The sequence below is a fragment of the Bradyrhizobium sp. LB8.2 genome, assembly GCF_040548035.1.
In the GTDB taxonomy this organism is placed as follows: domain Bacteria; phylum Pseudomonadota; class Alphaproteobacteria; order Rhizobiales; family Xanthobacteraceae; genus Bradyrhizobium.
On record NZ_JBEPQV010000003.1, the window covers coordinates 38,827 to 64,158 of the forward strand.

The 25,332-nt window shown below is 63.0% G+C and carries 27 protein-coding genes; 14 read left to right on the forward strand and 13 right to left on the reverse strand.

Going from position 1 to position 25,332, the window contains the following annotated elements; all coding sequences use genetic code 11:
• Positions 1-4: 4 nt before the first annotated feature.
• From ABIB06_RS04640 to ABIB06_RS04665, 6 genes are all read right to left on the reverse strand, one after another.
• On the reverse strand, positions 5-958 hold the full coding sequence (locus tag ABIB06_RS04640) for a sulfonate ABC transporter substrate-binding protein (protein ID WP_354045017.1): 954 nt from the start codon (positions 956-958) through the stop codon (positions 5-7).
• 38 nt (positions 959-996) lie between these two features.
• Positions 997-1,959 carry a sulfonate ABC transporter substrate-binding protein gene (locus tag ABIB06_RS04645; protein WP_354045015.1) on the reverse strand — a complete coding sequence of 321 codons (963 nt, stop codon included), beginning with the start codon at positions 1,957-1,959 and terminating at the stop codon, positions 997-999.
• Between the two features lie 371 nt (positions 1,960-2,330).
• Positions 2,331-3,500, reverse strand: coding sequence for a cytochrome P450 (locus tag ABIB06_RS04650; RefSeq protein WP_354045012.1), 1,170 nt, complete (start codon positions 3,498-3,500; stop codon positions 2,331-2,333).
• A gap of 95 nt (positions 3,501-3,595) precedes the next feature.
• The gene (locus ABIB06_RS04655; RefSeq protein WP_354045010.1) at positions 3,596-4,450 is read right to left on the reverse strand and encodes a L,D-transpeptidase; all 855 of its coding nucleotides are present in this window, start codon (positions 4,448-4,450) and stop codon (positions 3,596-3,598) included.
• Positions 4,451-4,578: 128 nt separating this feature from the next.
• On the reverse strand, positions 4,579-5,364 hold the full coding sequence (locus ABIB06_RS04660; RefSeq protein WP_354045008.1) for a helix-turn-helix transcriptional regulator: 786 nt from the start codon (positions 5,362-5,364) through the stop codon (positions 4,579-4,581).
• Between the two features lie 116 nt (positions 5,365-5,480).
• Positions 5,481-5,840 (reverse strand): DUF2200 domain-containing protein, encoded by a 360-nt coding sequence (locus ABIB06_RS04665; protein ID WP_354045006.1) that lies wholly within the window; start codon positions 5,838-5,840, stop codon positions 5,481-5,483.
• A gap of 277 nt (positions 5,841-6,117) precedes the next feature.
• On the opposite strand from ABIB06_RS04665, the gene ABIB06_RS04670 reads away from it, so the two are divergent.
• The 3 genes from ABIB06_RS04670 (at position 6,118) to ABIB06_RS04680 (ending at position 9,038) form a co-directional block, all read left to right on the forward strand.
• On the forward strand, positions 6,118-6,348 hold the full coding sequence (locus ABIB06_RS04670; RefSeq protein WP_354045005.1) for a hypothetical protein: 231 nt from the start codon (positions 6,118-6,120) through the stop codon (positions 6,346-6,348).
• Positions 6,349-6,431: 83 nt separating this feature from the next.
• The gene (locus ABIB06_RS04675) at positions 6,432-6,959 is read left to right on the forward strand and encodes a hypothetical protein (RefSeq protein ID WP_354045003.1); all 528 of its coding nucleotides are present in this window, start codon (positions 6,432-6,434) and stop codon (positions 6,957-6,959) included.
• 312 nt (positions 6,960-7,271) lie between these two features.
• Positions 7,272-9,038 carry an adenylate/guanylate cyclase domain-containing protein gene (locus tag ABIB06_RS04680; protein ID WP_354045001.1) on the forward strand — a complete coding sequence of 589 codons (1,767 nt, stop codon included), beginning with the start codon at positions 7,272-7,274 and terminating at the stop codon, positions 9,036-9,038.
• Positions 9,039-9,203: 165 nt separating this feature from the next.
• Here the strand turns inward: ABIB06_RS04680 and ABIB06_RS04685 are convergent, their stop codons facing one another.
• Complete coding sequence (locus tag ABIB06_RS04685; RefSeq protein WP_354044999.1) at positions 9,204-10,409, reverse strand: LLM class flavin-dependent oxidoreductase; 1,206 nt, start codon at positions 10,407-10,409, stop codon at positions 9,204-9,206.
• Positions 10,410-10,828: 419 nt separating this feature from the next.
• Here ABIB06_RS04685 and ABIB06_RS04690 point away from each other — a divergent pair, with 419 nt between their 5' ends.
• Positions 10,829-11,944: an ATP-dependent DNA helicase gene (locus ABIB06_RS04690; RefSeq protein ID WP_247343252.1), complete on the forward strand. Its 1,116-nt coding sequence runs from the start codon at positions 10,829-10,831 to the stop codon at positions 11,942-11,944.
• A gap of 133 nt (positions 11,945-12,077) precedes the next feature.
• Here ABIB06_RS04690 and ABIB06_RS04695 read toward each other — a convergent pair whose 3' ends face one another.
• Positions 12,078-13,775, reverse strand: coding sequence for a tetratricopeptide repeat protein (locus ABIB06_RS04695; RefSeq protein WP_354068588.1), 1,698 nt, complete (start codon positions 13,773-13,775; stop codon positions 12,078-12,080).
• Positions 13,776-14,019: 244 nt separating this feature from the next.
• On the opposite strand from ABIB06_RS04695, the gene msrA reads away from it, so the two are divergent.
• The 4 genes from msrA (at position 14,020) to ABIB06_RS04715 (ending at position 15,955) form a co-directional block, all read left to right on the forward strand.
• Entirely contained in the window at positions 14,020-14,724 is a 705-nt protein-coding gene (gene msrA, locus ABIB06_RS04700; protein ID WP_247343245.1) for a peptide-methionine (S)-S-oxide reductase MsrA, read from the forward strand.
• 31 nt (positions 14,725-14,755) lie between these two features.
• A complete protein-coding gene (gene msrB / locus ABIB06_RS04705; RefSeq protein ID WP_247343242.1) occupies positions 14,756-15,175 on the forward strand; it encodes a peptide-methionine (R)-S-oxide reductase MsrB in 420 nt (139 codons plus the stop codon).
• Between the two features lie 108 nt (positions 15,176-15,283).
• The gene (locus ABIB06_RS04710) at positions 15,284-15,448 is read left to right on the forward strand and encodes a DUF3309 family protein (protein WP_211394774.1); all 165 of its coding nucleotides are present in this window, start codon (positions 15,284-15,286) and stop codon (positions 15,446-15,448) included.
• A 213-nt stretch (positions 15,449-15,661) separates the two neighbouring features.
• Positions 15,662-15,955 (forward strand): hypothetical protein, encoded by a 294-nt coding sequence (locus ABIB06_RS04715; RefSeq protein ID WP_247343240.1) that lies wholly within the window; start codon positions 15,662-15,664, stop codon positions 15,953-15,955.
• 109 nt (positions 15,956-16,064) lie between these two features.
• Here the strand turns inward: ABIB06_RS04715 and ABIB06_RS04720 are convergent, their stop codons facing one another.
• Positions 16,065-16,622 (reverse strand): DUF4112 domain-containing protein, encoded by a 558-nt coding sequence (locus ABIB06_RS04720; protein ID WP_354068590.1) that lies wholly within the window; start codon positions 16,620-16,622, stop codon positions 16,065-16,067.
• A 63-nt stretch (positions 16,623-16,685) separates the two neighbouring features.
• Positions 16,686-17,111 (reverse strand): DUF5413 family protein, encoded by a 426-nt coding sequence (locus ABIB06_RS04725; RefSeq protein ID WP_247447536.1) that lies wholly within the window; start codon positions 17,109-17,111, stop codon positions 16,686-16,688.
• Between the two features lie 143 nt (positions 17,112-17,254).
• On the opposite strand from ABIB06_RS04725, the gene ABIB06_RS04730 reads away from it, so the two are divergent.
• The 3 genes from ABIB06_RS04730 to ABIB06_RS04740 all read left to right on the forward strand — a co-directional run bounded on the left by ABIB06_RS04730 (position 17,255) and on the right by ABIB06_RS04740 (position 18,302).
• On the forward strand, positions 17,255-17,500 hold the full coding sequence (locus ABIB06_RS04730) for a hypothetical protein (RefSeq protein ID WP_354044991.1): 246 nt from the start codon (positions 17,255-17,257) through the stop codon (positions 17,498-17,500).
• Between the two features lie 36 nt (positions 17,501-17,536).
• On the forward strand, positions 17,537-17,767 hold the full coding sequence (locus ABIB06_RS04735) for a hypothetical protein (RefSeq protein ID WP_247447535.1): 231 nt from the start codon (positions 17,537-17,539) through the stop codon (positions 17,765-17,767).
• A gap of 259 nt (positions 17,768-18,026) precedes the next feature.
• Positions 18,027-18,302 (forward strand): hypothetical protein, encoded by a 276-nt coding sequence (locus tag ABIB06_RS04740; protein WP_247343230.1) that lies wholly within the window; start codon positions 18,027-18,029, stop codon positions 18,300-18,302.
• 81 nt (positions 18,303-18,383) lie between these two features.
• On the opposite strand, the gene ABIB06_RS04745 is transcribed toward ABIB06_RS04740, so the two are convergent.
• Positions 18,384-20,003, reverse strand: a complete 1,620-nt coding sequence (locus ABIB06_RS04745; RefSeq protein ID WP_354044989.1) for a hypothetical protein — start codon at positions 20,001-20,003, stop codon at positions 18,384-18,386.
• A gap of 36 nt (positions 20,004-20,039) precedes the next feature.
• Positions 20,040-21,332: an adenylosuccinate synthase gene (locus tag ABIB06_RS04750; RefSeq protein WP_247343225.1), complete on the reverse strand. Its 1,293-nt coding sequence runs from the start codon at positions 21,330-21,332 to the stop codon at positions 20,040-20,042.
• Positions 21,333-21,758: 426 nt separating this feature from the next.
• Here ABIB06_RS04750 and ABIB06_RS04755 point away from each other — a divergent pair, with 426 nt between their 5' ends.
• Positions 21,759-22,691, forward strand: a complete 933-nt coding sequence (locus tag ABIB06_RS04755; RefSeq protein WP_354044987.1) for a DMT family transporter — start codon at positions 21,759-21,761, stop codon at positions 22,689-22,691.
• Between the two features lie 13 nt (positions 22,692-22,704).
• On the opposite strand, the gene ABIB06_RS04760 is transcribed toward ABIB06_RS04755, so the two are convergent.
• Complete coding sequence (locus tag ABIB06_RS04760; protein ID WP_456649760.1) at positions 22,705-23,094, reverse strand: DUF1330 domain-containing protein; 390 nt, start codon at positions 23,092-23,094, stop codon at positions 22,705-22,707.
• Between the two features lie 105 nt (positions 23,095-23,199).
• Here ABIB06_RS04760 and ABIB06_RS04765 point away from each other — a divergent pair, with 105 nt between their 5' ends.
• Together ABIB06_RS04765 and ABIB06_RS04770 are read left to right on the forward strand one after the other, a co-directional pair.
• Entirely contained in the window at positions 23,200-24,135 is a 936-nt protein-coding gene (locus ABIB06_RS04765) for a DMT family transporter (protein ID WP_247343218.1), read from the forward strand.
• A gap of 98 nt (positions 24,136-24,233) precedes the next feature.
• A complete protein-coding gene (locus tag ABIB06_RS04770) occupies positions 24,234-25,211 on the forward strand; it encodes a Bug family tripartite tricarboxylate transporter substrate binding protein (RefSeq protein ID WP_247447529.1) in 978 nt (325 codons plus the stop codon).
• Positions 25,212-25,332: the final 121 nt, after the last annotated feature.

The following is a 25,332-nucleotide window of genomic DNA, read 5'->3' on the forward strand; positions in this document are numbered from 1 at the left end:
TTGCTCATGATCCTGGCTTCCGCGCCACGTCGGAAATCTTGATGGATTTGGGAATCAGGTTGAGCGCGAAGAACGCGTCGGCAACCTGCTGCTGATCGGCGACGACGGCGTCGGTGATCGGCTTGATGCCGTAGGCCTGCCGCTTCAGCGCCACCTCGACCACGGGGACCGGCAGGCCGATCGCGGGCGCCAGCTGCTCGGCAACCGCGTGGATGTCGCCCTTGGCCCAATCGTCGACCGCGCTCAGCTCGGCCAGCACGGCGTCGACGATCTCAGGATTGGCTTCGAGGAATTTCTTCGAGGAGAAATAGAACTGGTAGTTCGCCACGATGTCGGTGCCGTCAGCGAGCGTACGTGCGCCGGTCGCCGCTTCCGCGGCGGCCTGGAACGGATCCCAGATCACCCAGGCATCGACCGCGCCGCGCTCAAAGGCGGCGCGCGCATCGGCTGGCGCCAGAAATACCGGCTCGATCTCGGAATATTTGACGCCGGCCTTCTCCAATGCCTTGACCAGGAGATAGTGGACGTTGGAGCCCTTGTTGAGCGCGACCTTCTTGCCCTTGAGATCGGTGACAGACTTCAGCGGGCTGTCTTTCGGCACCAGGATCGCCTCGCCCTTCGGGGCCGGCGGCTCGTAGGCGACATACTGGATCGGGGCGCCGGCGGCTTGCGCGAAGATCGGCGGGGCTTCGCCGGTGTTGCCGAAATCGATCGCGCCGACATTGAGCGCCTCGAGCAGCGGCGGGCCGGAGGGGAATTCGGTCCACACCACCTTGTAGCCGTCGGCCGCGAGCTTCGGCTCCAGCGTGCCCTTGCTCTTGAGCAGCACCAGCTTGCCGTATTTCTGATAGCCGATGCGGACCACCTTGTCCTGACCGTAGGAGGTGCCGACCGCGGCGGCGACGATGCCGATCGACAGCACGATGGCCGCGATCAGACGCTGAATGATACGTCTCATGTTCAAACCCTTCTGGATGGGAAGATCGGTCGGCACGATCAGGCTGCCGGGTTGCGCCAGACGATGTCGCGAACGACGATCGGCTTGGGGATCAGGCCGAGCTTGTAGAAGCGGTCGGCAACGCCCTGCTGGGTGACGACGATGTCGTCGGTGACGGGGCCGACCACGAAGTTCGCGCGATTGGCTGCGACGGTTTGGATATCCAGCGGGACGCCGGTGATCGCGGCGAGCGATCTCGCGACCTCGTCGCGGTTCTGTTCGGCCCATTTGCCGGCCGCCGTTGTCACGTCGACGATCTGTTGCAGGATCGCACCGTGGTTCTTCGCGAAATCGCGGTTGGCGATGTAGAAGGAATTGGTCTTGGTGACCTCGCGTGCATTGATCAGGATGCGGCCGCCCTGCTTGGTCTCGCCGATCGCAAAATACGGATCCCAGATCGCCCAGGCCTCGATGCTGCCATTGGCAAAGGCAGGCCCGGCATCCGGCGGCGTCAAATAGACCGGCGTGATGTCGGCGTAGGTGAGACCGGCCCTTTCCAGCGTCTGCACCACGATGTTGTGGGCACTGGAGCCCTTGGTGAAGCCGATGCGCTTGCCCTTCAAGTCAGCGATGGTGCGGATCGGCGAGCCCTTCGGCACCAAAATGCCCTGGCCGTTGGTGATGGGCTGGCCGGCGGCATAGACGATTGCCGCGCCCGCGGCCTGGGCGAACACCGGCGGGGAATCGCCGACCGAGCCGAAATCGACGCTGCCGACATTCATCGCCTCCATCATCGGAGGGCCCGAGGAAAACTCGACCCATTTCACCTCGATGCCTTGCGGATTGAAATGTTTTTCCAAGGACGCCTGCTGGCGCGTGATGACCAGCACGCCGGTCTTCTGGTAGCCGACACGAATTTCCTTCAGCGCGCCTTGTGACGTTCCTTGCGCGTTGGCGCGCGAGGCGAATGCAGCGACTGCCGCAGTTCCGACGGATAATTTGAGAAAGTCCCGACGCTGCATTCCGCACTCCCGGCCGCACGTGGCCGTCATCATTCATCTAGCCCAAATGATGGTGCGACTTATCGGAGGTGTCGAGACGCGCGAGAAAATAGCGATGCGAGCACTGCGCCCGGTGCCGCGCGCACGATTAATCTTTCAAGCGGTGGAGCGAATGAAGATGGAATTTTTCTGCACGCGGATGTGAATGCCGAGCGCGTTGGGTCTCGAGACTCGCGACCGGACCAAAAACCGCGAAAACAACCCCATGCACAGTAGCCGGGGCATGCGAAAACAATGACTTACGTATATCCGAAATTCGTTTTGACTCGTCGGGCAAAACGGAGGCAAGGTGAGATCGTGGCGGCGTTCGGGATGGACCCGCCTCTGGCGGGCTAATGCAGCCACCTCACCGGCAAGTTCTGCAGCCCGCGGAACGCCCAGCCGCCGATCCGCACCGGCTCGTCGTCGGCAAGCTCGAGCTTTTGGGCACGCGCGAACAATGTCGGCAGCGCGACATCGGCGATCATGGCGCGCGAGGCCCAGGCGCCGGCGCAAAAATGCGGACCGGCGCCGAACGCGACGCTCTTGGCGGTGTCACGCCGCACGTCGAACTGGTCGGCGCGCTCAAAATGCTGCTCGTCACGGTTGGCCGAGCCGAACATCAGGAACACACGCTCATCAAGTTCGAACGAGACGTCGCGGATGCTCCACGGCTTTGCGATGCGCCGCGGCGACATGCCGATCGGCGAGATCCAGCGGGCATATTCCTCGAAGGCCTGGAGCCAGGTCACCTCGCCCTTGCGCACGAGATCGAGCTGCTCGGGATGGGACAGCAGCGCCCACACCGTGCCGGCGATCGCCTTGCGCGGTTCGTTCTGGCCGCCTGATATCGCGAGTTTGACGTTGGCGCGCACGCTCTCCATCGACATGCCCGAAGCGAGCAGCACGCCAAGGATGCTCCGGTCAGGATGCTTGCGCATCACCGGCAGGATGTCGTCGATCGCCGCATCGATGCCTGATGTCGCCGCATGGCAGCGCGCCTCGACGGCCGTATCGCCGGTGTAGTTGGCGATGCCCTCGATCATGCCCTGCGACCATGCATCCATGTCCCCAAAGCCGATATTGGTGAGGCCGGTAATGGACTTCAGGCATTCGCCGGAGAACGGCAGCGCGAAGTCGCGCATGAAGTCGATCCGGCTGCCCGGAACGATTGCATCGATGATGCGGTCAGCATGCGCCTGGAATTGCGCGGTCCAGTGCGCCTTCACCGTCTTCGGCGACACCGTCGGAAACATCGCGCGGCGCTCGACCTGGTGCGCCTCGCCGTCCTTGCGCATCATGTTGTGGCCCATCAGCCGATTCATCAGGCCTGCGGGCTGGTGCGAGGAGAACACGTCGATCTGCTTCTCGGAGATCGAGATGTCGTCGCGGCGCGTCAGCAGCGTCGAGCCGAGTTGCGGTACGAAGGCGATCGGCGCCTCTTTACGCATTGTCGCGAGCATCGGGTAGGGGTCGGCCCAGAACGCGACAGGGTCGATGTCGATGCGCGGCGCGGTGCTCAAGACGGCCTCCCCTGAATTCTCCTGTGCTTCAGGACAGACTAGCGAACTCCGCGGCCCGGGTCTGTCCCTAGCGATAGGGACGGACGGAATGGGAGTTACTGGGCCTCGGCAATCTTCGGTCCAGATGACTGCATCTGCGCGTTAATTGCCGAGGGTCGGTTCGACAGCAACGCCGGGTCCGGCGATCGGGAAGCGGCGTCGGGCGGTGCTCGCTCGGATGGTCGACGGGCAGCGGTTGTTGGAAGCACGATCACTTTCGCTCCGATCTTCACCCGCTCAAAAAGGTCCACGACGTCTTCATTGGTGAGGCGGATACAGCCGGACGAAACCCGCTTCCCGATCGTATCGGGCTTGTTGGTGCCGTGAATTCTATACTCGGTCTCGCCTAGATACATCGCCCGAGCGCCGAGCGGGTTGCCGGGGCCGCCCGCCATAAACCGCGGCAGATAAGGCTGACGCACAACCATCTCCGCAGGCGGACGCCAATCCGGCCATTCTGTTTTACGGGCCACAGTCTGTTCACCGGACCACGTGAAACCTTCGCGGCCAACACCGATGCCGTAGCGCATCGCTTGCCTGTCGTTCAGAACGAAATAAAGGAACGTGTTTCCGGTATCGATGATCACGGTGCCCGGCGCCTGGTGGCTGGTGTAGTCAATGACCTGCCGAACAAATGCTCCGGGGCCATCAGCAGCTTTTGGTGGTTCGACCAGAGGCGCCGGGGCCGGAATCGGAGCCGGCGCTGATGCATGAACTGGAGTTGACACGTAAACCGGAGTTGACGACGCCATGGCTTGGTTCGCAGACGGTTTTCGGATCGGTTGCACGCTCGCCGGGCGAGACAGCAAACTGTACCCCAATGCCGCGATGGCCACGGCGCCAATCGCAACTCTCCCGGCCATAGGCAGCGCGAACGTCTCTGCCTTTCCACGTTTGGCCCGCTTACTCATGTCTTTCCCCAGGTCACCATGCCCAAGAGAGGTACGCGGCAAAATTTAAGAAACTTCGAAGCGATTTCGCTCAGACTGGGAACCATGGGGATGGTTAACGGCGAACTCTTCGCGGACCTGAAGCTCCCTTAATTCAGGCTGCGGGGGCCAGCCAGCAGGCGCAGCACGATGGCAAACAGCTCGCTCTGCGAGGAGATGCCAAGCCGCTCATAGGCGCGTTTGCGATAGGTCAGCGTCGAATGCAGGCTGATGCCGAGTGCTTGCGAGATCGCCTCGGAGCTGAAGCCGGAGAGGATACGACGGCAAACGTCCTGCTCGCGCGGGGTGAGGCTGGCGAGCGGCGTGTGCGTCGCAAACAACGTGGCGAGAGTCTGGTCGGTGGTCGCCGCGCCTTGCTGGAAGTGGCGCGCCACGCTCGCGCCAATTGCAGGTGCAATGGCTCGGAGCCGCTCGTGCTGCTCGGCGCTGAAGCGACCCTGGGCGGCGATCCGATAGAAATTGACGTAGAAGCAGGTGTCGTCGACCCAGATCGCGGTCGCGCATTTGTCCACGATGCCGGAATCCACAAAGAACATTTTTCGGTAGCGCGCGCCGTACATACGGGGCGCGAAGGCGGGCAGTACGATCGGCGCGCGCCCCTTCCCTTCGAACAGCGCATCGCGGTTGGGGTCGAATTCGTGGAACTGCCCGGCATAGGCCGCGCCGAGGTCGCCGCCGATCGGGATGTTGCCGGCATCGAGCAGGCAGTGTGCGGCGCCGGCACGGCTCAGCGCGAACACCATGCAATGCCCGACATCGGCCTGCCGACGTAGCGTGTCGATCAGGACATTTGGAAAGTCGGGGCGGCCGATCGCGAGCACCGCGGGCGCGATGTCGCCAGCCGCCGGATTCGCGGGCCTCCCGTGAGGGCGCATCGTGTTCTCCCTATCGCATTTTGATGAAATTTAGCAGCAATGGCCGCGCGGCGAAAGGCGGGTGTTGCCGATATCTCCCGCGACGTCGCCGAGCCAAGTGGACGAAGGGTGGCGACTCAGGAAGCAATTTGCCGCAAAATCTTGTCCATTGCTTTTCCCTTGGCCAGCTCATCGATCAGCTTGTCCAGGTAGCGGATCTCTCGCATCGTCGGCTCTTTGACATCCTCGACCCGGACGCCGCAAACCACGCCTTTGATCAGGGTGCGCGAAGGATTGATGTTAGGGGCCTTCGCAAAGAAGGTTTCGAAGTCGGTTCGCTGTTCCAGTTGAGCTTCCAGCTCCGTCTGACCATAGCCTGTCAACCAGGAGATGATCTGATCGACCTCTGCTTTGGTGCGTCCTTTCTTCTCCGCCTTCGCAACGTAAAGCGGGTAAACGCTTGCGAAGCTCGTCGTATAGATCCGGTGTTTTGCCATGACGACTCCGGGGGGTCACGTGTTAGGGGCCGGGGAGAGCTGAGACGATGCCGCAATCCTTCGCCACCGCATGCGCCGACAGTGGCCAAGAGACCTGCCATCGATGGAGTTTGCCTGTAGAGACTCTGACTGGAAAGCCCTGGAAGGAATATGCGGCAGCAAATCCGCGCCAAACGCCGATCGCAGCGCCCGTGACGTGCGTCACTGAAGGTGCGCAGCAGTTGCGGCACTCTGCATCCTGGCTGCAACCCGCCGCCCAAAAACAGGAGGACCTCGCATGAAAACCGCTCGCTTTGCTCTCTTCGCTGCCCTCGTTGGGCTCGGCTCTCTCCTCGGATCCGGACACTATTCACCTGCTGCAGCAGGCTTCGGCTCGCAATACGGGTGGATGGGAAACAAGCCATACATGGACTGCCTGAAATACGTGGGGGCCTTCGGTGCCGACTACCCGAACCGAAGCAAGAACATCGAGACTTGCAAGCACAATTACCTTCCGGGCGGCCGCTGAGGTGACTAGCATCCGCTGCTGGTGCGGTAGAATCCGCCCCAGGCATCCGCACTCGCTCAGGCTTCAAGCGTACTCGAAGGCAAATGCTCAAGGCAGAACCCACGCTTGAAGCTCTGGCATCACATATCCAGCGCCAGGACCGATCACTGAAGGCCATGGGATGGAGCGTTCTGGGCGCTACAATCATGGCGGCTGCGGCGATCCTTGCCTCGCAATGGCACTCGACCGTCAGCGCCGGCACAGTCAAAGCCAAGACCTTGGCCGTGGAAACCATCGCCTTGCGTAATGACACCGGCAAAATCGTCGCCTTGATCTCATCCACGTCCGACGGAACGCCGCATATCTCGTTATTCGACAGCCGCGAGAAGGTACGTCTCAGTATCGGGCTTCGCCAGGACGGCGCACCTTCGGTGTCGCTCCTCGATACAGAGCAGCGCTCCCGGGCCGTGCTGTCCCTGAATGATCATCAGGATGCGTCCTTGACGATGTTCAATGCTGCAAAACATCCTCGTGCCACGCTCGCTGTCGACGCCGTCAGCTCGGCTCACATGGTTCTCTACGGGACCGGCGGTGGTCTCAATCTGTCCGCGTCCGATGGAAGGGTGCAGTAGAACCCGGGGGACGGACCCATTCAGAACGTCCAAACCAAAAATGAGACCAAGTAAATTCCAGCCATGGAGCTCATGTCGGCTCCAGCCAAAGCTTTGGTCCGATCCGAGGCTGAAGTTCTCAGGTGACGTAGGTGGGAAGGTTGGACCAGGGCATCTCCTCATCAAGCGGCTGGCCGCCTGATGCCCGGTCACCGCCAACGGCGGCCGAAGAGCGGATGGTTTCCGAGGTCGCAGATGGGCCAGAAGCGACATTAGCTCATGTGGCCATCTCAACGGGTCTGTCGTATATTGCCGCTGAGAGGTCACGGCGCCATGGGCGAGGACCGACTAACCCAGGTCGAGCGAAGGTTGTCGGCCATATTGGCCGCCGACGTTGCCGGCTATTCGCGACTGATGCATAGCGAAGAGGAGCCCACCCATATCAAACTATCCGCGCTTCTCGCGGGTACCGTCAATCCCTCGATCGCCGAACATGGCGGCCGCGTTGTGAAGAACACCGGCGACGGGCTGTTGGCAGAATTTCCAAGCGCTGTGCAGGCGGTTCGGTCCGCGGTGCAGTTTCAAACCCGCATCAAGGAACTTACGGCCGCTGAGGTGGCGGACAGGCGTATTACTTTTCGGGTGGGCATCAACATCGGTGACGTCATCGTTGAGCCCCACGACATCTTCGGGGATAGCGTCAATATAGCAGCAAGGCTGCAGAGCATTGCGGAGCCCGGGGGCATATGCATTTCGTCGTCCACCTACGAACATGTTTGCGGCAAGGTCGGGGTCGCATTCGTTGACTTGGGCGAGCAGAATCTCAAGAACATTCACCGCCCAGTGCGAGCTTACGCCATCGTCGGGGATGGAGTTGTTCCGCGACCCGAGAATGCGCGGTCGCTCGCGCTTTCGACCCCGCGCCTTTCTATAGTTGTGCTGCCTTTTGTCAATCTCAGCGGTGATTCCGAGCAGGACTACTTTGCCGATGGCGTCACTGAAAGCCTGACCACCGACCTTTCCCGCATCAGCGGCTCGTTCGTCATTGGCCGACACACCGCGTTTACGTACAAGGGCAAAACGCTTGACCTCCGGCAAGTCGGCCGTGAGTTGAATGTTCGCTATGTGCTGGAAGGTTCGGTTCAGCGGAGCAGTAATCGGCTGCGTGTCGGCGCCCAGCTTGTCGACGCTGAAACCGGTGCACAGTTGTGGACCGATCGGTTTGACAAGCCCTTTGCTGATCTGTTCGATATGCAGGACGAGATCGTATCGCGACTTGCCAATACACTGGATACACAACTGATCGAAGCCGAGGTGAGGCGTGCGATACGATCACCACATCCCGATTCAATGGACTTATACTTCCAAGGGAAGTCGCTCTTGTACAGGGGGTGGTCGCCCGAATGTTTGGCGCAAGCTCGGGGCAATTTCGAGCGGGCGTTAGCCCTCGATTCCGAGAATATCGAAGCGATGATCTGGATGGCAGTCGTCGATTTGATCGTCGGATTGAATTGCATGAGCGACGACCGGCGAGCTCTGATCTCAGTAGCCGAAGCAATTCTTTTAAAGGTGGTGTCCGTAGCTCCGAACAACGCCTTTGGCCATCTAGCCTTGGGCGCCCTGCTAAATGCCACCCATCGCGCGGTTAACGGCATAGCTGAGTGTGAGCGTGCATTGGTGTTGGATCGGAATCTAGCCGACGCCCACGCACGTGTTGGGGCCGCGAAGATTCTGATAGGTCAGGAGGCAGAGGCTGAAGCCCACATCAATGAAGCATTTCGTCTCTCTCCGCGCGATATCTTTGCCTTCGATTGGTTGATGCTGGTCGGCTTTGCCAAGTTACAGCTTGCCGCAGATTCTGAAGCGATCGACTGGTTCCGGCGCGGCATAGAGGCGAACCGAAATCACCCCCTTACCCATTTTGGGTTAGCTGCCGCACTAGCACTGGTTGGCTCGCTGGATCAGGCCAGAGCCGCAGTAAAGGCGGGACTTGCGCTCAATCCTGGCTTCACCATCCGCCGCTTCGGCGGCTACGCACTTCGCGTGAAGCACGAGCGTATCTATGTGGGCCTGCGCGCGGCCGGGGTGCCCGAGGGCTAGCGCGCCTGCTCTGGGTCATAAGCCGCCGATCACCCGCAAGGTGGGAGACCTCCGCTTTGCGTTGGTAAGCCGACGTCTATGAGTACACGTCCTCGCGCTCGGTTTGTAGAAGCAGATCAATGCGCCCAGTGCTTTGGGATTCCCGACCGGAGGGCGGATGATGTCCTACCCCGCCGCCGCCTTCGCTGGCGCCACGCTGACCGCGAGCTTGCCGTAGCGGTCGGTGAAGGCCTCCGTGTCGATCTCTTCCAGCTTGATCTCGCCGCTCATCACGCCCTGTTTCCAGGCCGCCTGGGCCGGATCGTTCTGGAATTCCGGCATCACCTCGCGGCCGAACAGCTCGAGCGATTCGCAGATATGCTCGTGACTGTTCTTGCCCGCTTGATTAAGCAGGATCACCTGGTCGATATGCGAGCTCTGGAAGCGCTTCAGCTTCCTGCGGATGGTCTCGGGCGAGCCGATCAGGCCGCCACGCAGCGCGGCCTCCTGCGCCTCGGGATTGTCGCGCTTCCACTTGTTGTACTCGTCCCACATGTTGACGGTGTAGGGCGCGGGACGCTGGCGGTTCTGCGAGGCGCCGTAGAAGCGCAGCGCGAACTGGAAGAAGGTGGCGCCGTCTGCGCGGGCGCGGGCCTCCTCGTCCGTCTTGGCGCACATGAAGAACGACACCAACGCCATGTTCGGGTTGATCTCATAGTCGGCGAGCTTTGCCAGACGCTTGGTCATGGCGTTGTAATAGGCGTGCACCCAGGCATGCGCGGCGTCCGCGCTCACGAACTGGAAGCCGAGCGCGCCAAAGCCATGACGGCCGGCACGTTCGATGGTCGGCAGCTGCGAGCAGGCCATCCACAACGGCGGATGCGGCTTCTGCACCGGTTTTGGCACGACATTGCGCAACGGGATGTCGAAGTACTTGCCGTGATGCTCGGAGCCCGCGTCCTTGAACATCGGGAAGATCGCAGCGACGGCCTCCTCGAACACTTCTTTCTTGGTTTCCATGTCGCGGCCGAACGGCGTGAGCTCGGTAATGGACGCGCTCTCGCCCATGCCAAACTCGCAGCGGCCGTTGGAGAGCAGGTCGAGCACCGCGACGCGCTCGGCGACACGCGCCGGATGATTGGTGGTGAGCTGAAGAATGCCGTGGCCGAGCCTGATGTTCTTGGTGCGCTGGCTAGCCGCCGCGAGGAAGGATTCCGGCGAGGGCGAATGCGAGTATTCTTCGAGGAAGTGATGCTCGACAACCCACGCATGATCGTAGCCGAGCCGGTCGGCGAGCTCCATCTGCGAGAGCGCATTCTGGTAGAGCCTGAGCTCGTCGCCGGCCACCCAGGGCCTTGGCAGTTGCAGCTCATAGAAGATGCCGAACTTCATGACGCCGTCTCTCCCAAGTTTTCTTGCCCGCTAATTGTTCTTGCGCTCATCTTAATGCGCGAGGCGGCGCTGTCTACGGAGCAGCAATTCCGTCGTGCGGGAGAACGATTCCTCGATCGCACGTAGCAGTGTGCGCCATCAGCACATGTTTGGGCCGCTTGGCCTGAGCGAGCGCCTCGTCCTTCGAGACCATCACTTTGCGGTCTCCTCAGGACGAGGCTGAGCGGCATCTTTGCCTGTCGAAAGCGCTGCCGCGCACTCCGTCCTCATCCTGAGGGCCCGCCAAAGGCGGGCGTCTCGAAGGATGGGCGGCAGGGAAACGGCAGTTAAATGCGATTGTCCTGCGCTTGAACCGGCGGTGCGAATGGTTAGTTTTGGGGATTGCGAATCGCTCCGTTTCGCCCCTCCTCAAGACAGACATGGCCACATTCACCCCGCATCAGGATGCCGCGCTCAAAGCCGTTGGCGATTGGCTGAAGGCAAAACCCGGCCGCAACGGCACGCCGCCGGTGTTCCGCCTGTTCGGCTTTGCCGGCACCGGCAAGACCACGCTGGCGCGGCACATTGCCGACGGCGTCGACGGCGAGGTGAAATTCGCTGCCTTCACCGGCAAGGCGGCGCTGGTCATGCGCAACAAGGGTTGCGACGAGGCCTCCACCATCCATTCGCTGATCTATCGCACCCGCGAATCCGGCGAGGAACAGCCGAGTTTCGAGCTGTGGGACGACGCCCCGGCCTCGAAGGCCAAGCTGATCGTGATCGACGAATGCTCGATGGTCGATGCCGAATTGGGCCGCGATCTGATGTCGTTCGACTGCCCGCTGCTGGTGCTGGGCGATCCCGCGCAGCTGCCGCCGATCCAGGGCGCCGGCTTCTTCACCAATACCGAGCCCGACGCGATGCTGACCGAGGTGCACCGCCAGGCCCAGGACGACCCGATCGTGCGGATGTCGATGGACGTCCGCGAGGGACGTGAGCTCGACATCGGCCGCTACGGCGAGAGCGAGGTGGTGTCGCGCAAGGAGCTCGATCCCGATCGAGTCATGGCCGCCGACCAGGTCCTGGTCGGCCGTAACAACACGCGGCGCGCGTACAATATGCGGGTGCGTCAGCGCCAGAACATCGAGGACACCTTTCCGGTCGCCGGCGACAAGCTGGTGTGCCTGCGCAACAACCGCAAGAAGGGCCTGTTCAACGGCGGCCTGTGGCGCGTGAAATCGCGCAACACCACGCGCTCGAAATCGCGCATTCTCAGCATGCGGCTGTCGCCGGACGAGGATCTTGGCCACAAGGTGACGAAGGTCTCGGTGCGCGCCGACTGCTTCGAAGGCGGCGTCGAGGCGATCGCCTGGGAGCAACGCAAGCCCTATGACGAGTTCGACTACGGCTATGTGCTGACTGTGCACAAGTCGCAGGGCTCGCAATGGGACGACGTCGTGCTATTCGACGAGAGCTTTGCGTTTCAGGAGAGCCGAGCGAGATGGCTGTATACCGGGATCACGCGGGCGGCGAAGCGGCTGAGCATTGTGGTCTAAAGCTCCGCGGCTATAGGGTGGGCAAAGGCGCGAAGCGCCGTGCCCACCATTCGTCCAAGCACGCGGTAAGAACGGTGGGCACGCTTTGCTTTGTCCACTCTACGATACCGGCATCGCGGCTTCATTTGCTCTCTCACTTCCCCGCGACGAAATAAAAATCCTCGCGCCCCGGAGGCGAGCCGTACGAAAACGGCTGCTGCTCGTGCTTGGTCACGACCCAGACGTCGTCGCGGACGATGTCGAACAGTTTTCGGATCTCGACGCGCGGCACCTTGATTTCGCGGGCGAGCGCGGTGGCGAAGGGGCTGTCGGCGTCGCCATCGCCGTCCATCGCGGTCTCGCCGTGCTTGGCGGCGTAGACCACCATGAAGCCGGCGCCGGGCTCGATGTTGGAAAAGCCCTTGTCGACCAACTTGAGCGACAGCGTGCGCTGCATGGTCGGCGCGAACGGATTGTCACGGCAGGCATCCAGCATCACCAGACGCACCTTTCGCGCGGCGCCGACGGCGGCAATCACCTGCTCCAGCGCAACCGCCTGGGTCTCGGCGTCCCTGTCCGCGGCGAGCTTGGCGTCGACAGGAACGAGATAGTTGACGCCGCCGATCTCGAAACCGTGGCCGGCGTAATAGACCACCGCCCAATCCGCCTTCTCCGCCTCGGCGGCAAACGTCTGCAACGCTTCGAAGAACTTGTCGCGGGTGAGGTCGCTGACGGATATCACGGTCTGGAAGCCGACATCGCGCAGTACGCTTGCGATCATTTTCGAGTCGCGGGGCGGGTTGGGCAAGGCGTGGACGTTCTTGTAGGCGCCGTTGCCGATCACAAGCGCCACACGGCGCCCCGTTGATCCGGCCGGCGCCTGCGGTGTCAGCGCGGCGAGCCGTTCCCGCGCGATCGCGCGGGCGCGCGCGACGTCGAGCTCGTCGAACTTCGTCAGCGAATAGGCTGCCGCGCGATAGTCGGCGCGGGCCTGGGCAAGATCCTTCTTGCGCTCGTAGATCTGGCCGCGGCCTGAATGTGCCCGGACGTTGTTCGGGTTGATCTGGATCGCCGTGTTGTAGTCCTTCAGCGCGGCGTCGAAATCGCCCTTCAACATGTTGACGTCGGCGCGATTGTTGATCGCGTAAGTGTTCTTCGGCTGCTTCTCGATCAGGCGGCTGCAGTCGGCGAAGGCCTGGTCGAACTTGCCCATCATGCCGTAGGTGATGCAGCGGTTGCTGGTGATCTGCTGCGCGGCCGGCTCGATCTTCTCGGCCTCCGCGAAATCGGCGATCGCACCGTCAAAATCCTTCATCAGCGTGCGGACGCGGGCGCGGTTGGTGTAGCCGAGCAGGAACTTGGGCGCGTATTTGATCGACAGGTTGAAATCGTCGAGCGCGCTTTGCAGCGCACCTCGGCGCAGCTGTATGATTCCGCGGTTGTTGTAGGGCACACCGTAGGTCGGACGCTTCTGGAGCGCGAGGTTGTAGTCCGCCATCGCAAGGTCGTCCTGGCCCGTCCGCTCATGGGCGAGGCCGCGCAAATTGAGCGTGACGACGTTGTCGGGATCGAGATCGACGGCCATGGACAAGGTCTCGATCGCGTGGACGTAGTCGCGCTTATTGATCAGCGTATTGCCGCGCACGGAGAGCGCGATGCCCTTGTCCTTGCCGGTGACACGGTCGGCGTTGAGCAGATTGTCGCAGGCCTGTGCCCTCGCCTGCGCATCCGCCTGGCGGTCGCGGCAAATGGCGAGGTCGTCGCCGGATTGCGGACCGGCCGCCGCGATCGAGCTCCAGGCGGCCAAACCGGCGAGCACGGCGACGAGGGTCAGGGATATGACGCGCAGCATGTTGTCAGGTCAGCTCCAGCCATCAATCTTTAGGTCGATCACCGATCGCGCGGGTTCATCTAGCGCGGAGTTCCGGTCCTCGCCAAGCCGGACTGTCCCAAGCCACGTTTTTCACAGACTCGTGTCCGTCCGGCCGTAACAATCGCCCGGCCGGCCCGTATCTCGAATGTCTGGAAATGCCGGGCAGGCTGTTCGCCCGGCTCCAACCGCCCTAGACTGTCAGACCTTCCGAAAGAGGATCGCCATGCGCCGACCTGCCATCCTGTCCCTGCTCGCCGCAACCACCGCCCTGACGCTGGCCTTTGCCGCGCCGACCCGGGCCGCCGAGGATGCGGTCGTGATCCCAACTCCCGCAGTGGATGCGGCACCCGCAAGCGGGACCCAAACCGCCGTGATCGCCGGAGGCTGCTTCTGGGGCGTGCAGGGCGTGTTCCAACACACCGCAGGCGTCCTCAACGCGGTTTCCGGCTATGCTGGCGGCACCAAGGCGACGGCCGACTACCAGACTGTCTCGAGCGGCCGAACCGGCCATGCGGAATCGGTCGAGATCAAATACGATCCGAAGAAGATCTCCTACGGCAAGATCCTGCAGATTTACTTCTCGGTGGCGCACGACCCGACCCAGCTCAACCGGCAGGGACCCGACAGCGGCACGCAATATCGCTCGGCGATCTTCACCACCTCCGACGAGCAGAAGAAGGTGGCCGAAGCCTATATCGCCCAGCTCAACGGTGCCAAGGTCTTCAGCAAGCCGATCGCGACCAAGGTCGGCGCGCTGGAGGCGTTCTATCCGGCGGAGGCCTATCATCAGGACTATCTGACGCTGCACCCGAACCAGCCCTATATCGCCTACAACGATCTCCCGAAGGTCGAGAACCTGAAAAAGCTGTTCGCGGATAACTACATCGAGAAGCCGACGCTGGTGAGTGCCAGCAAGGCCACCAACTGATCGCGAGATCACCAAAAAACACGGGAGACCCATGCCCGACACCAAGACGAAAACCACAGACGACAAGGTCATCAAGAGCGAAGAGCAATGGCGCAGCGAGTTGTCGCCGATGCAGTACGCGGTGCTGCGCGAGAAGGCGACCGAGCGTCCCTTCTCCGGCGAATATGAGCACGACCACCGCGCCGGCACCTATACCTGCGCCGGCTGCGGCAACGAGCTGTTCGAATCCGATGCGAAGTTCGATTCCGGCTGCGGCTGGCCGAGCTTCACCCAGCCCGCCGTCGAGAGCCATGTCGACGAGGAGCGGGACGTCACCCACGGCATGATCCGCACCGAGGTGCTGTGCTCCAAGTGCAGCGGCCATCTCGGCCATGTCTTCCCTGACGGCCCCGGACCCACCGGCCTGCGCTACTGCATCAACTCGGCGGCGCTGAAGCTCGAGCCGAAATAATCGTTGCGTGTCCCCCGGTTCCGTCATGGAACCGGGGGACGCGATGTGCTTTTCTTCTTTGGCGGTGCGGCCGACCATCGTGTTTCGGCGGCCGCCAGGGAGGATGCCATGACGCTTGGGACCATCCTGATCATCCTGGTGATCATTTATCTGCTCGGCGGCCTGTCGGGCCGCTTCGGTGGCTACGGCTACGGGATGGGCCATTCCGGCATGGGGATCGGCGGCCTCGTGCTGGTGGTGCTGCTCGTGCTGCTGCTCCTCGGTAAGCTATAAACCAATCAAGCCATTGATATTATTTCGACTTTCCAAGTCGCGGACCTGCCATGCGTGGATTCATCATCTCTCATCGCAGGGGTCGCAATTTTGTCAAAACGGCCTATATTAGAGAACGAAAATGACATGTGCGGCGGGCCCACCTGATCGTGGCCTCCGCCCGTCCAAATCCCACGCGCTTAAAGCCCCAGAGCGATCACGAGGTCTTTGACCATGCGTCCACTGCGTCCGTTCAACTTCAACACCTCCGCCGAACTCTTTCCCGCCGCGATCCGCAAGAAGAAGCGCGCGGGCTTCACCTATCGGCGGTTTGGTACCGCGGCCGAAGCCGTGCAGTTCGCAATGGAGCAGCTGCCGACGGATTCGCTGAACGGCGCCTATCTCCAGGTCGAGGAAGCGCGCTTCGACCAGAACGGGATCCGCTCGCTTTACGAGAGCGAAGCCTTCCCGTTGCCCCGTCACCGCAAGCCTGAGCCCGTCGAGAACGCCGACGCCGACGCCGCGTAAGCTTTCTCGCAAGCCTGCTTTATCGCAAGCCTGCTATATCGCAAGCCTCCGATGTGCGCTGAAGGCGCGATGGCCATAAGCCGTCGCGCTTTTTGCGTTTTGGGGAGTGTCAGGTGCGCGGCTGCTTGTCGAGCCAGCGGCGCAACAGGCGCACGTTGCGCATATTGGCGCGGAACATGACGTCGAAGGCGTCGCCTGCGAACGGGACGATGCCGACCACGCCGTCGACGGCGACATTTCCGAGCATGCGCGCGGTGAGGTACCAGGGCGCGCCGAGCGCGCGGGCCTCACGCACCAGCCACAGCGAGATCGCGGTCGTGATGATGTCGCCGACGATGGGGATCAGTCCGATCAGCCCGTCGATGCCGTAGCGGATATTGGTGCCGGGCAGGACGAAAGCGACGTCGAGCAGCTTTGCGATCGCCTCGATCCGCGCGATCCGCTGCTCGCGCGTCAGATTGCCGAACGGGCTGCCAGCAAATGGATTATCTTTGCCGAATTCGAAGCGAAATTCGCGAAAGCCTTGCTCCAGCGTTTCGGGCCGGATCTCGCGACCGTCCTGGTCGATGATCGGCCCACGCCCCTCGGTGCCCGAAGAGGCCGCACCCGAGCGGCTTCCCGAACGGGATCGGCGTGGAGCAAGAATATCGTCATCGGACATGGTCATGATCTCAAGGCAACGCGCCAGCGCGGCGGAGGTTGCTGCGGCCCTGATCAAGGGGTTGTGCGCTCAGCTCCGCGCCGCCGCTGGCAGCGGCTCCTCGACATATTTATGCACGAGCCAGGATGAAATCACCGCCGGCACGAACCCGACGAGGCCGTACAGGATGAACTGCACCGCGCCCGAATCCGGCCCGCGCGAACTGTAGGTCAGGGAGGCCAGGATGAAAGCGAACACGCCGACCAGCAGCATCCGCAGCACCGGGCCGATCCGACGGACGTGGACCAGAATATCGTCGACCGCGCCGAGCATCAGCGAGGGCAGGAAGCCGAACAGATAGCTGTATTGCAGCGATTTGAAGAATACTGCGAACAGCTTGCCGACCTCGCCGAGATTGGTCTGGGCCCAATAGCCGGACTGATAAGTCGTCGTCAGCAGCAGCAGGAACCCGCCCACGAACGGGCCGACCAGCGCAAACACCAGATAGCGTTTCATCAACCACCCCCATCCTTCGCCCTGTTATAGCAGTGCCGCGGGAACCTTGAATAGCGGGGTGCGGGCTCTGCCTTTGGGAACAAGCGGCATAGCGACGAGTTCAGACAGGACTTGAAACTCACCTGTCAGATTTGGAGCCGCCGATGTCCCGCGAACTGTTCTTTCTGACGACGATCGCGTTGTCGGTCCTGACCGGCCTGTCGAGCCTGCCTGCGCGCGCGCAAGGTCATGGCGGCACCCCGCAGGAACAGCAGGCCTGCTCGCGCGATGCTTCGCGACTGTGCCGCAAAGACCTCGGCAACGACACGGCGGTACAAGGCTGCTTGCAGGCCAACAGAGCCAAGCTGTCGCGCTCTTGCAAGAAGGTGTTTCAGAGCCACGGCATGTAAGGACCGGACCATTCCGCTCGAACGGAGAGTGAAGCCATGTTGCGCGACGAACAGCTCTCGATCCTCAGGGACATCAGTCAGTCCGTTGCCTTCGCCGACGATCGGCAAGGCAAGGTGGGACAGCTGATCGCCGACGGTTACGTGATGAAAGACGGCGATCTGTTCGAACTCACAGCAAGAGGCGTCACCGCCGTCGAGGAACACGCCGCAGGGCTTGGCGCGGGCGACGCGGAACAAGCGAGCGTATCCTCCGATCGGTTGATCTGATCGCGCGCGCCGTTTTGTGCGTGACGTGCACGCAACAATTGCGAATTCCTTTTTGCGTCCCATTGCGGCCGCGTGACAATGGCGCATACTTGGCTCGGGCGGCGCAGCACTTTTCGATTCGCACATCACGAGAGATCGAGCGACCACATGCGGGATTGAGGTCCCGGCGTGAAGGCTGTGACATGCGGCAGATCAAGCCGCGTGCGGCGCCCCAAAAACCAAGTGGCACAAGCCCACGGAACTCGGGGACGCATTCTGCATGACACGCTATCAGACAATCGCAACTCTCTTCGCCATCGCCACCACCGCCGTCGCATTCCAGACATCGCCCGGCCTCGCCTTCTCGTCCGAAGCGCAACAGATGTGCTCCGGCGATGCCATGCGGCTGTGCTCGAGTGAAATCCCCGACATCCCCAGGATCAGGGCCTGCATGGTTCACAAAAAGGCGCAGGTCAGCCCCGGCTGTCGTGCCGTGATGGACCGCGAGCACGCAGCCGCAACAGGATCGCGCAAACGAGAAGCTGCTGCTCAATAGCGCCGGTTCAATTTCGGTTGGATCGTTGAATGCCCGGTTCACCTCTCCGGAGGGAAAGGTGAACGACAGTCAGGCGCGACCTCAGTCGCCCCACTGCGCGAAGGCGTCGTTGAAGGCGCGCTCGCCGGGAGCGCCCTTCTCGATGGCGATGATGGCGCGGCGCTGGTTGGCGTAGACCAGGGGCACGTCGAACCAGGAGCGCTCCTTCAGGAGCTGGACGTTGCGGCTGCGGTCGGCATCGACGTTGGAGAGGCCGACCAGGAAGAAGCCGTCGGTGACCTTGACCGCGAGACCTGCGAGCGGCGTGCCGCGGGCTTGCTCGTTCGACTTCATCAAAATGCCGGGCACGTTGGAGACGCTGCCGCCCGGGAAATCCGGCGGCAGGATGAAGGTCAATTCCGCGGTGTGACTCGCCGGCAGCGACGAGTCGGTGTTGCGGCGGAACGACATCGTCATCTTGAACTTGCGATCGGGGATCTCGATGTCGGCGCGCACGGCGACGTCGGCCTTCTGGTTGCCGGACGCCTTGATCGGCTCGAGCCGCCACACCACCGAGCCGACATATTGCTTGCCCTTGGGGTCGGACGGATCCTCGTCATAGAGCACCACCTTCTGCGCCACCGGCGCGACCGGCTGGTCGCTGGCTGAAGGCTGGCCGACGCGATCCGGAATCTTCGGCTTGCTCTGCGGCTGCGACGAATCCCTCGGCGCCTCCACCACCTGCGTCGGCGAAGACTTGAACAGGCCGCTCGCGGTCTGGACCAGTTGCTTGCCCCAGAGGATGCCGGCACCGACCAGGATCAGCACGATGCCGACGGCGATTGCGCTCTTGAACGGAAAGACGGAGCCGGTGCGGGCGCGCTTCTTGTTGGTATTGCGGTCGAGAACCGGGATGTGCGGACGCTGCGATGGCGACTGCGACTGCGGCGCGTAACGCTCGGCTTCCTCGATCGATTCGTCGTAGGAATAGGGCGCCTCCCCGGCGGCGCGATTCTCCAGGCTCGGCTCGAGCCGGTCGAATTCCGGCGAGGGCGAGGGCACGTTGGCGTAGGTGCGGCGCGCGGCACGGTTGGCCTGCGCGGCGGCGCCGCCGAGATCATTGGCGTCGGCCGTGATGTCACGGAAGCCGCGTACGCCCGGTGCAGGCGGCAACGGCGGCCCAACGTCCGGCTGACGGCGCCCACTGGCGCGATCACGTCCGGCCGGCGGAGGCGGTTCCGGCATCGGCGGCGGTGCCGACGGACCCGACTGGCGCGGCGCGTCGAAACGCGGGGCCCGCGGCGCACGCGGGGCGTCGCCCTGGTCATCGACGTTGAAGGACGGCCGGTCGGCGCGCGGCGGCGGCGGAGCCGGACGGGTGCGCGGCGGGGCAGCGGTTTGGGGCGCGGGCGAGTTGCCCTCGGTGGCGCGGGTGCTGGCGCGACGGAAGGCATCGCCGCTGCCGCTGCTGCGGGCGCCGCCACCGGGGCGCGAGGCCTCGCGGGCACGCTGGGCAGCTTCCGATTCGACCTTGCGGACGGCCTCTTCGAGCGACAGCCGTTCGCGGGTGATCTCGGATTCGGAGAGCGGCGGCTGCACGCTGCGGAGCTGCGCGATCAGCGCCGTGCGCGCCCGCTCGTAGAGCGCGCGACGGCTCTCGCCGGGAGCGTTGGGGTCCAGGGCTGCAATAGCGCGGGCGATCAGCGGATAATAATCAGCCATTTCAACTCAACTAGCGCACGTCCCGGTAAGATATCGTTAAGCCTCAAACGGATTTTGCACCAGAATAGTATCCTCGCGTTCGGGGCTGGTGGAAAGCAGCGCGACGGGGCACCCCACCAATTCCTCGATCCGGCGGACATATTTGATGGCCTGGGCCGGCAGGTCGGCCCAGGAACGGCCGTTTGCGGTCGGCTCCTTCCAGCCTTCGATGGTCTCGTAGATCGGCTCGACCCGGGCCTGGGCGCCTTCGCCCGCCGGCAGATGGTCGATTTCCTTGCCGTCCAGCATGTAGCCGGTGCAGACGTCGATCGAATCGAAGCCGTCGAGAATGTCGAGTTTCGTCAGCGCCAGACCGGTGATGCCGCAGGTGCGGACAGTCTGCCGGACCAAGACGGCATCGAACCAGCCGCAGCGGCGCTTGCGGCCGGTGTTGACGCCGAATTCCTTGCCGCGGCGACCGATCTCCTCGCCGATCTCGTTGTTGAGTTCGGTCGGGAACGGACCCTGGCCGACGCGCGTCGTGTAGGCTTTGCAGATGCCGAGCACATAGCCGACCGCGCCCGGGCCCATGCCGGTGCCGGTCGCCGCTTGCGCCGCCACCGTGTTGGACGACGTCACATAGGGATAGGTGCCGTGGTCGACGTCGAGCAGCGCGCCCTGCGCACCCTCGAACAGGATGCGTTTGCCCTCGCGCCGCTTGATGTCGAGCAGCCGCCACACCGTCTCGGCATAGGGCAGCAGCTGCGGCGCGAACGCGGTCAATTCGTCCTGGATGGCCTTGCCGTCGAACTCCGGCAGATTGAGGCCGCGGCGTAATGCATTGTGGTGAGCAAGCAGCCGGTCGATCTTGTGCGGGAGCGTGTCGAGATCGGCGAGGTCCATCAAGCGGATGGCACGGCGGCCGACCTTGTCTTCGTAAGCCGGCCCGATGCCGCGACGGGTGGTGCCGATCGCGGTCGCGGCGTTGGAGGATTCGCGCAGGGCGTCGAGCTCGCGATGCAACGGCAGGATCAGTGTGACGTTCTCCGCGATGCGCAGGTTGTCCGGGCTGATGGCGACGCCCTGTCCCTTCAGTTTTGCAACTTCGTCGAGGAAAGCCTGCGGATCGAACACCACGCCATTGCCGATGACGGCGAGTTTCGACGGCCGCAGCACGCCGGACGGCAGCAGCGCCAGCTTGTAGGTCTCGCCGTTGATCACCAGCGTATGGCCGGCGTTATGGCCGCCCTGGAAGCGGACCACGATGTCCGCCTGCTCCGACAACCAGTCGACGATCTTGCCCTTTCCCTCGTCGCCCCATTGGGCGCCGACGACGACAACATTGGCCATTCGCGGGTAATCCTTCGAAGATTTCTCTGTAAGCGGCATGATCCAAACGGAAAACCGGTACCCACTTTTCCGGGACCATGCCTGCGCCCAGCCTGATTCCCGGCCAGAGGCCGTTCGCACGCGAGGCAGCCCAACCGGATAAAGGAAGCAGCCTCTCTAGGCAAGCTAGAACGGGGCTTTTTCGGGGCCCGAAGCCCATCCCAAGCCTTTGATATCCCCTGAAAATCCAGAAATATTCCAAGGCTGTGCGATAGCTTCGACCAAAGCGTAAGGCGCCGCATCTGCCGCTGCATGGTCGCGATGCATCCGCCCCCCGTTGATGCAGCCCCGATTTCCGTGTCTTTGAGAGGAGCCGGGCCACGCGCCGGCCCGGACAACGCCGGGCCGGAAGGCTTCGGCGCATGACGCGGGGCCATAACAATCACAATGTCCGCCACCGGCCAGACCACAAGCGCGGAGACATCCGGTCACGGCTGGATCGCCAACCAGCCTTACCTGCTGCTCAGCATCACCGCGCTGTGCTGGGCCGGCAATGCCGTCGTCGGGCGGCTCGCCGCCGGTCATATCCCGCCGGTCACGCTGTCCTTCCTGCGCTGGTTCTTCGCCTTCCTGCTGGTGCTGCCGTTCGCCTGGAAACATCTGGCGCAGGACTGGCCCGCGATCCGCGGCAAGCTCGGCCTGATGGTCACGCTCTCGATCACGGGCATCGGCGCCTTCAACACTCTGCAATATTGGGCGCTGGAGCATACGCAGGCGCTCAATACTCTCCTGCTGCAATCGGCCGCACCGCTTGTCGTGGCGCTGTGGTCGCTGGCCATCCTCGGTATCAGGCTCACCGCGGCGCAGGCTTTTGGCGTGCTGCTCTCGATGTGCGGCGTGCTGATCATCCTGTTGCATGGCGATTTCACCACGCTGTCGAACATCGATTTCAACAAGGGCGACCTCATCTTCATCGTCGCGCTCATCATCTTCGCGCTGTATTCGGTGCTGACACTGAAGCGGCCGCCGATGCACGGCCTGTCGTTCCTCGCCTTCACTTTCGGCTGCGGTGCGGCCTGTCTCATTCCGCTGGAGATCTGGGAGCTGTCCGCACGTCCCCTGATGAAGCTCGACGGACCAAATCTCCTGACCCTGTTCTATGTCGCGGTGTTCCCGTCGACGCTCGCCTATCTCTGCTTCAACCGTGGTGTCCGCCTGATCGGCGCCAACCGCGCCGCACCGTTCTTCCATGTCGTGCCGGTGTTCGGCTCGATCATGGCGATGGCGTTCCTCGGCGAAAACCCGCGGGCGTTCCACTTCATCGGTTTTGCGCTGGTCCTGGCCGGCGTGTTCGTGGCGTCGCGGAAGCAGGCGACATAACTGACGCCCAACGTCAGCCGATCTTGAACTTGCTGTACGCTTCGCTCGTCGCAATGATGACGTGCTCCGCGCAGCCGTTGACGCGATGCGGGTCGGCCTCCGTCTCATAGGCTTCTGACGTCATCATGGCGAGGAAAGCCGCGACGGTGGGATAATAGACCAGCGCCGCGAAATCCCAATCGTTTCCCTGCTGCGCGCCGAGCGCGACCGCCTTGGCGTCGCCGGTCCAGAGCAGCGTGCCGCCGCGCGCCTTGATCATGGGCACTGTGACGGCGCTGTAGCGCAAATATGCGTCCCAGCCGGATCCGTCGCCGTCGCGCGAACGCTCGTGGAAGCGCATCAGATTCAGCATCACCACCGGGGCATCCTGATCGAGCCGCCCCAGGCCGTGGATGTTCAACATATTAACCGCCAATGCCGCCTCCTCTGGTCATGCCTGCATTGTAGCATTGCGGCGACGTGACTTGTGTCACGACGCAAATCCGGCGCAAGCTTGTATCCAACGCCAATGACGATCGCTTCGCCCGCGCCAAAGCCCCCCAATCCGGCCAGTTGGCTCAACAACCAGCCTTATCTGCTGCTCAGCCTGAGCTCACTGTTCTGGGCCGGCAACATCGTGCTCGCGCGCCATGTCGGCGCGCATGTGCCGCCGCTGACGGTGACCACGATCCGCTGGTTCGGCGTGTTCCTGATCCTGTTGCCGTTCGCCTGGCCGCATCTGAAGCGCGATTGGCCGAATTTGCGCAAAAGCCTGCCGCTGATGCTGTTCCTGTCGCTGGTGGGCTTTGCCTTCAACAACGCGATTTCGTACTGGGCGATGCAATACACGGAAGCGCTGAACGCGCTGCTGATCCAGTCGGCCGGACCGCTGTTCGTGGCGCTATGGTCGCTGGTGCTGTTCGGCGTCCGGCTGACGGGTGCGCAGCTCGCCGGCATCGCGATCTCGCTGCTCGGCGTGCTCGTCATCATCCTGCACGGCGATTTCGCGGCGCTCGCAAGCATCAGCTTCAACCGGGGTGACATCATGTTCGCCTCCTCGCTGGTCGCGTTCGGGATCTACTCCGCCTTCATTCCGCGGCGACCGAAGATCCACCAGCTCTCGTTTCTCTCCTTCACCACCTGCTGCGGCGCGACGATGCTGCTGCCGACCGCGATCTGGGAGGCCTGGAGCGGCCATGTCATGCAATTCGACACGGTGACGCTGGCGACGCTGGGTTACATCCTGATCTTTCCCTCGACGCTGGCCTATCTCTTCTTCAACCGCGGCGTGGCGTTGATCGGCCCGAACCGCGCCGCGCCGTTCTTCCATCTGGTGCCGGTGTTCGGCTCAGCGATGGCGATCCTGCTGCTCGGCGAAAAGCTCCAGCCTTTCCATTTGATCGGCTACCTGCTGGTGCTCGCCGGCGTCGTGATCGCCTCGCGCCAGGGCTCTGCGGTGAAGTAATTCCGCGGTGCGGAGACAAGGCGACAAACTCGCGCCTTCCGATTTCAACGAGGAGACGCTAGGTTCCCCGCCAACGAAAAAAGAGGGAACGACCAGACATGCTTTCAGCGTTGATCCGAAACCTGCGTGCCGTCGGCACCGCCGCTCTTTGTCTCGCCGCCGCATCCGCTGCGCAGGCCGACAATTATCCGAGCCGCAACATCACGCTGGTGCTGCCGTTTGCTGCCGGCAGCGGCACCGACACCACGACGCGGCTGATCTCGCAGCATTTGTCGCAGGCGCTCGGCGTCGGCATCGTCATCGAGAACAAGGCGGGCGCCAACGGCATGATCGCCGCGACCTATGTCGCGCGCGCCGCCCCCGACGGCTACACGCTGCTGGTGACCACCAACACCACGCATTCGGCCAATCCCTATCTGCTCAAAAGCCTGACCTACGATCCGGTCAAGGACTTCACCCCGATCGCGCGCACCGGGGACCTGCCCTTCATGCTGGTGATCCACCCGGAAGTACCGGCCAAGACCGTCGGCGAGCTGGTCGCCTACGGCAAGGCCAATCCCGGCAAGCTGAGCTACGCCTCGGGCTCGTCCTCGGCGATCGTGTCAGGCGCGACCTTTGCGCACAATGCCGGGCTCGACCTCCTGCACGTGCCCTACAAGAGCTCGCCGCCGGCGCTCAACGACGTCATGGGCGGCCGCGTCTCGATGATGTTCGTGGATATCCTGACCGGCCTGCCCCACGTCCAGGGCAACGCGCTACGTGCGCTCGCCGTGACGACGAAGGATCGCTCATCGCTGGTGCCGACCCTGCCCTCGATGCAGGAGGCGGGCGTGCCGGACTTCGACATCTCGTCGTGGCAGGGCTATTTCGGTCCCGCCGGTATGCCCAAGGACATCGTGACGCGGCTCAACGCCGAGATCCGGAAGATCGTCGAGAAGCCGGAAATCAAGACCCAGCTCGCCACCCTCGGCATGGACGCATTTTCGGGCACGCCAGAGCAGCTCGGCACGTTCGTCAACGAACAGCTGGTGTTGTGGGAGAAGCTGATCCGGGAAGCGGGGATCGAGAAGCAGTAGGACGGTCTCGTGTCCCGGACGCGGCGCAGCGCGACGCGGTGCGACGCAGAGCCGGGACCCAGAATGCGACAGGCATGGGCCCCGGCTCTGCAGCGCACCGCTGAAGAAGCGCTGCGCTGCG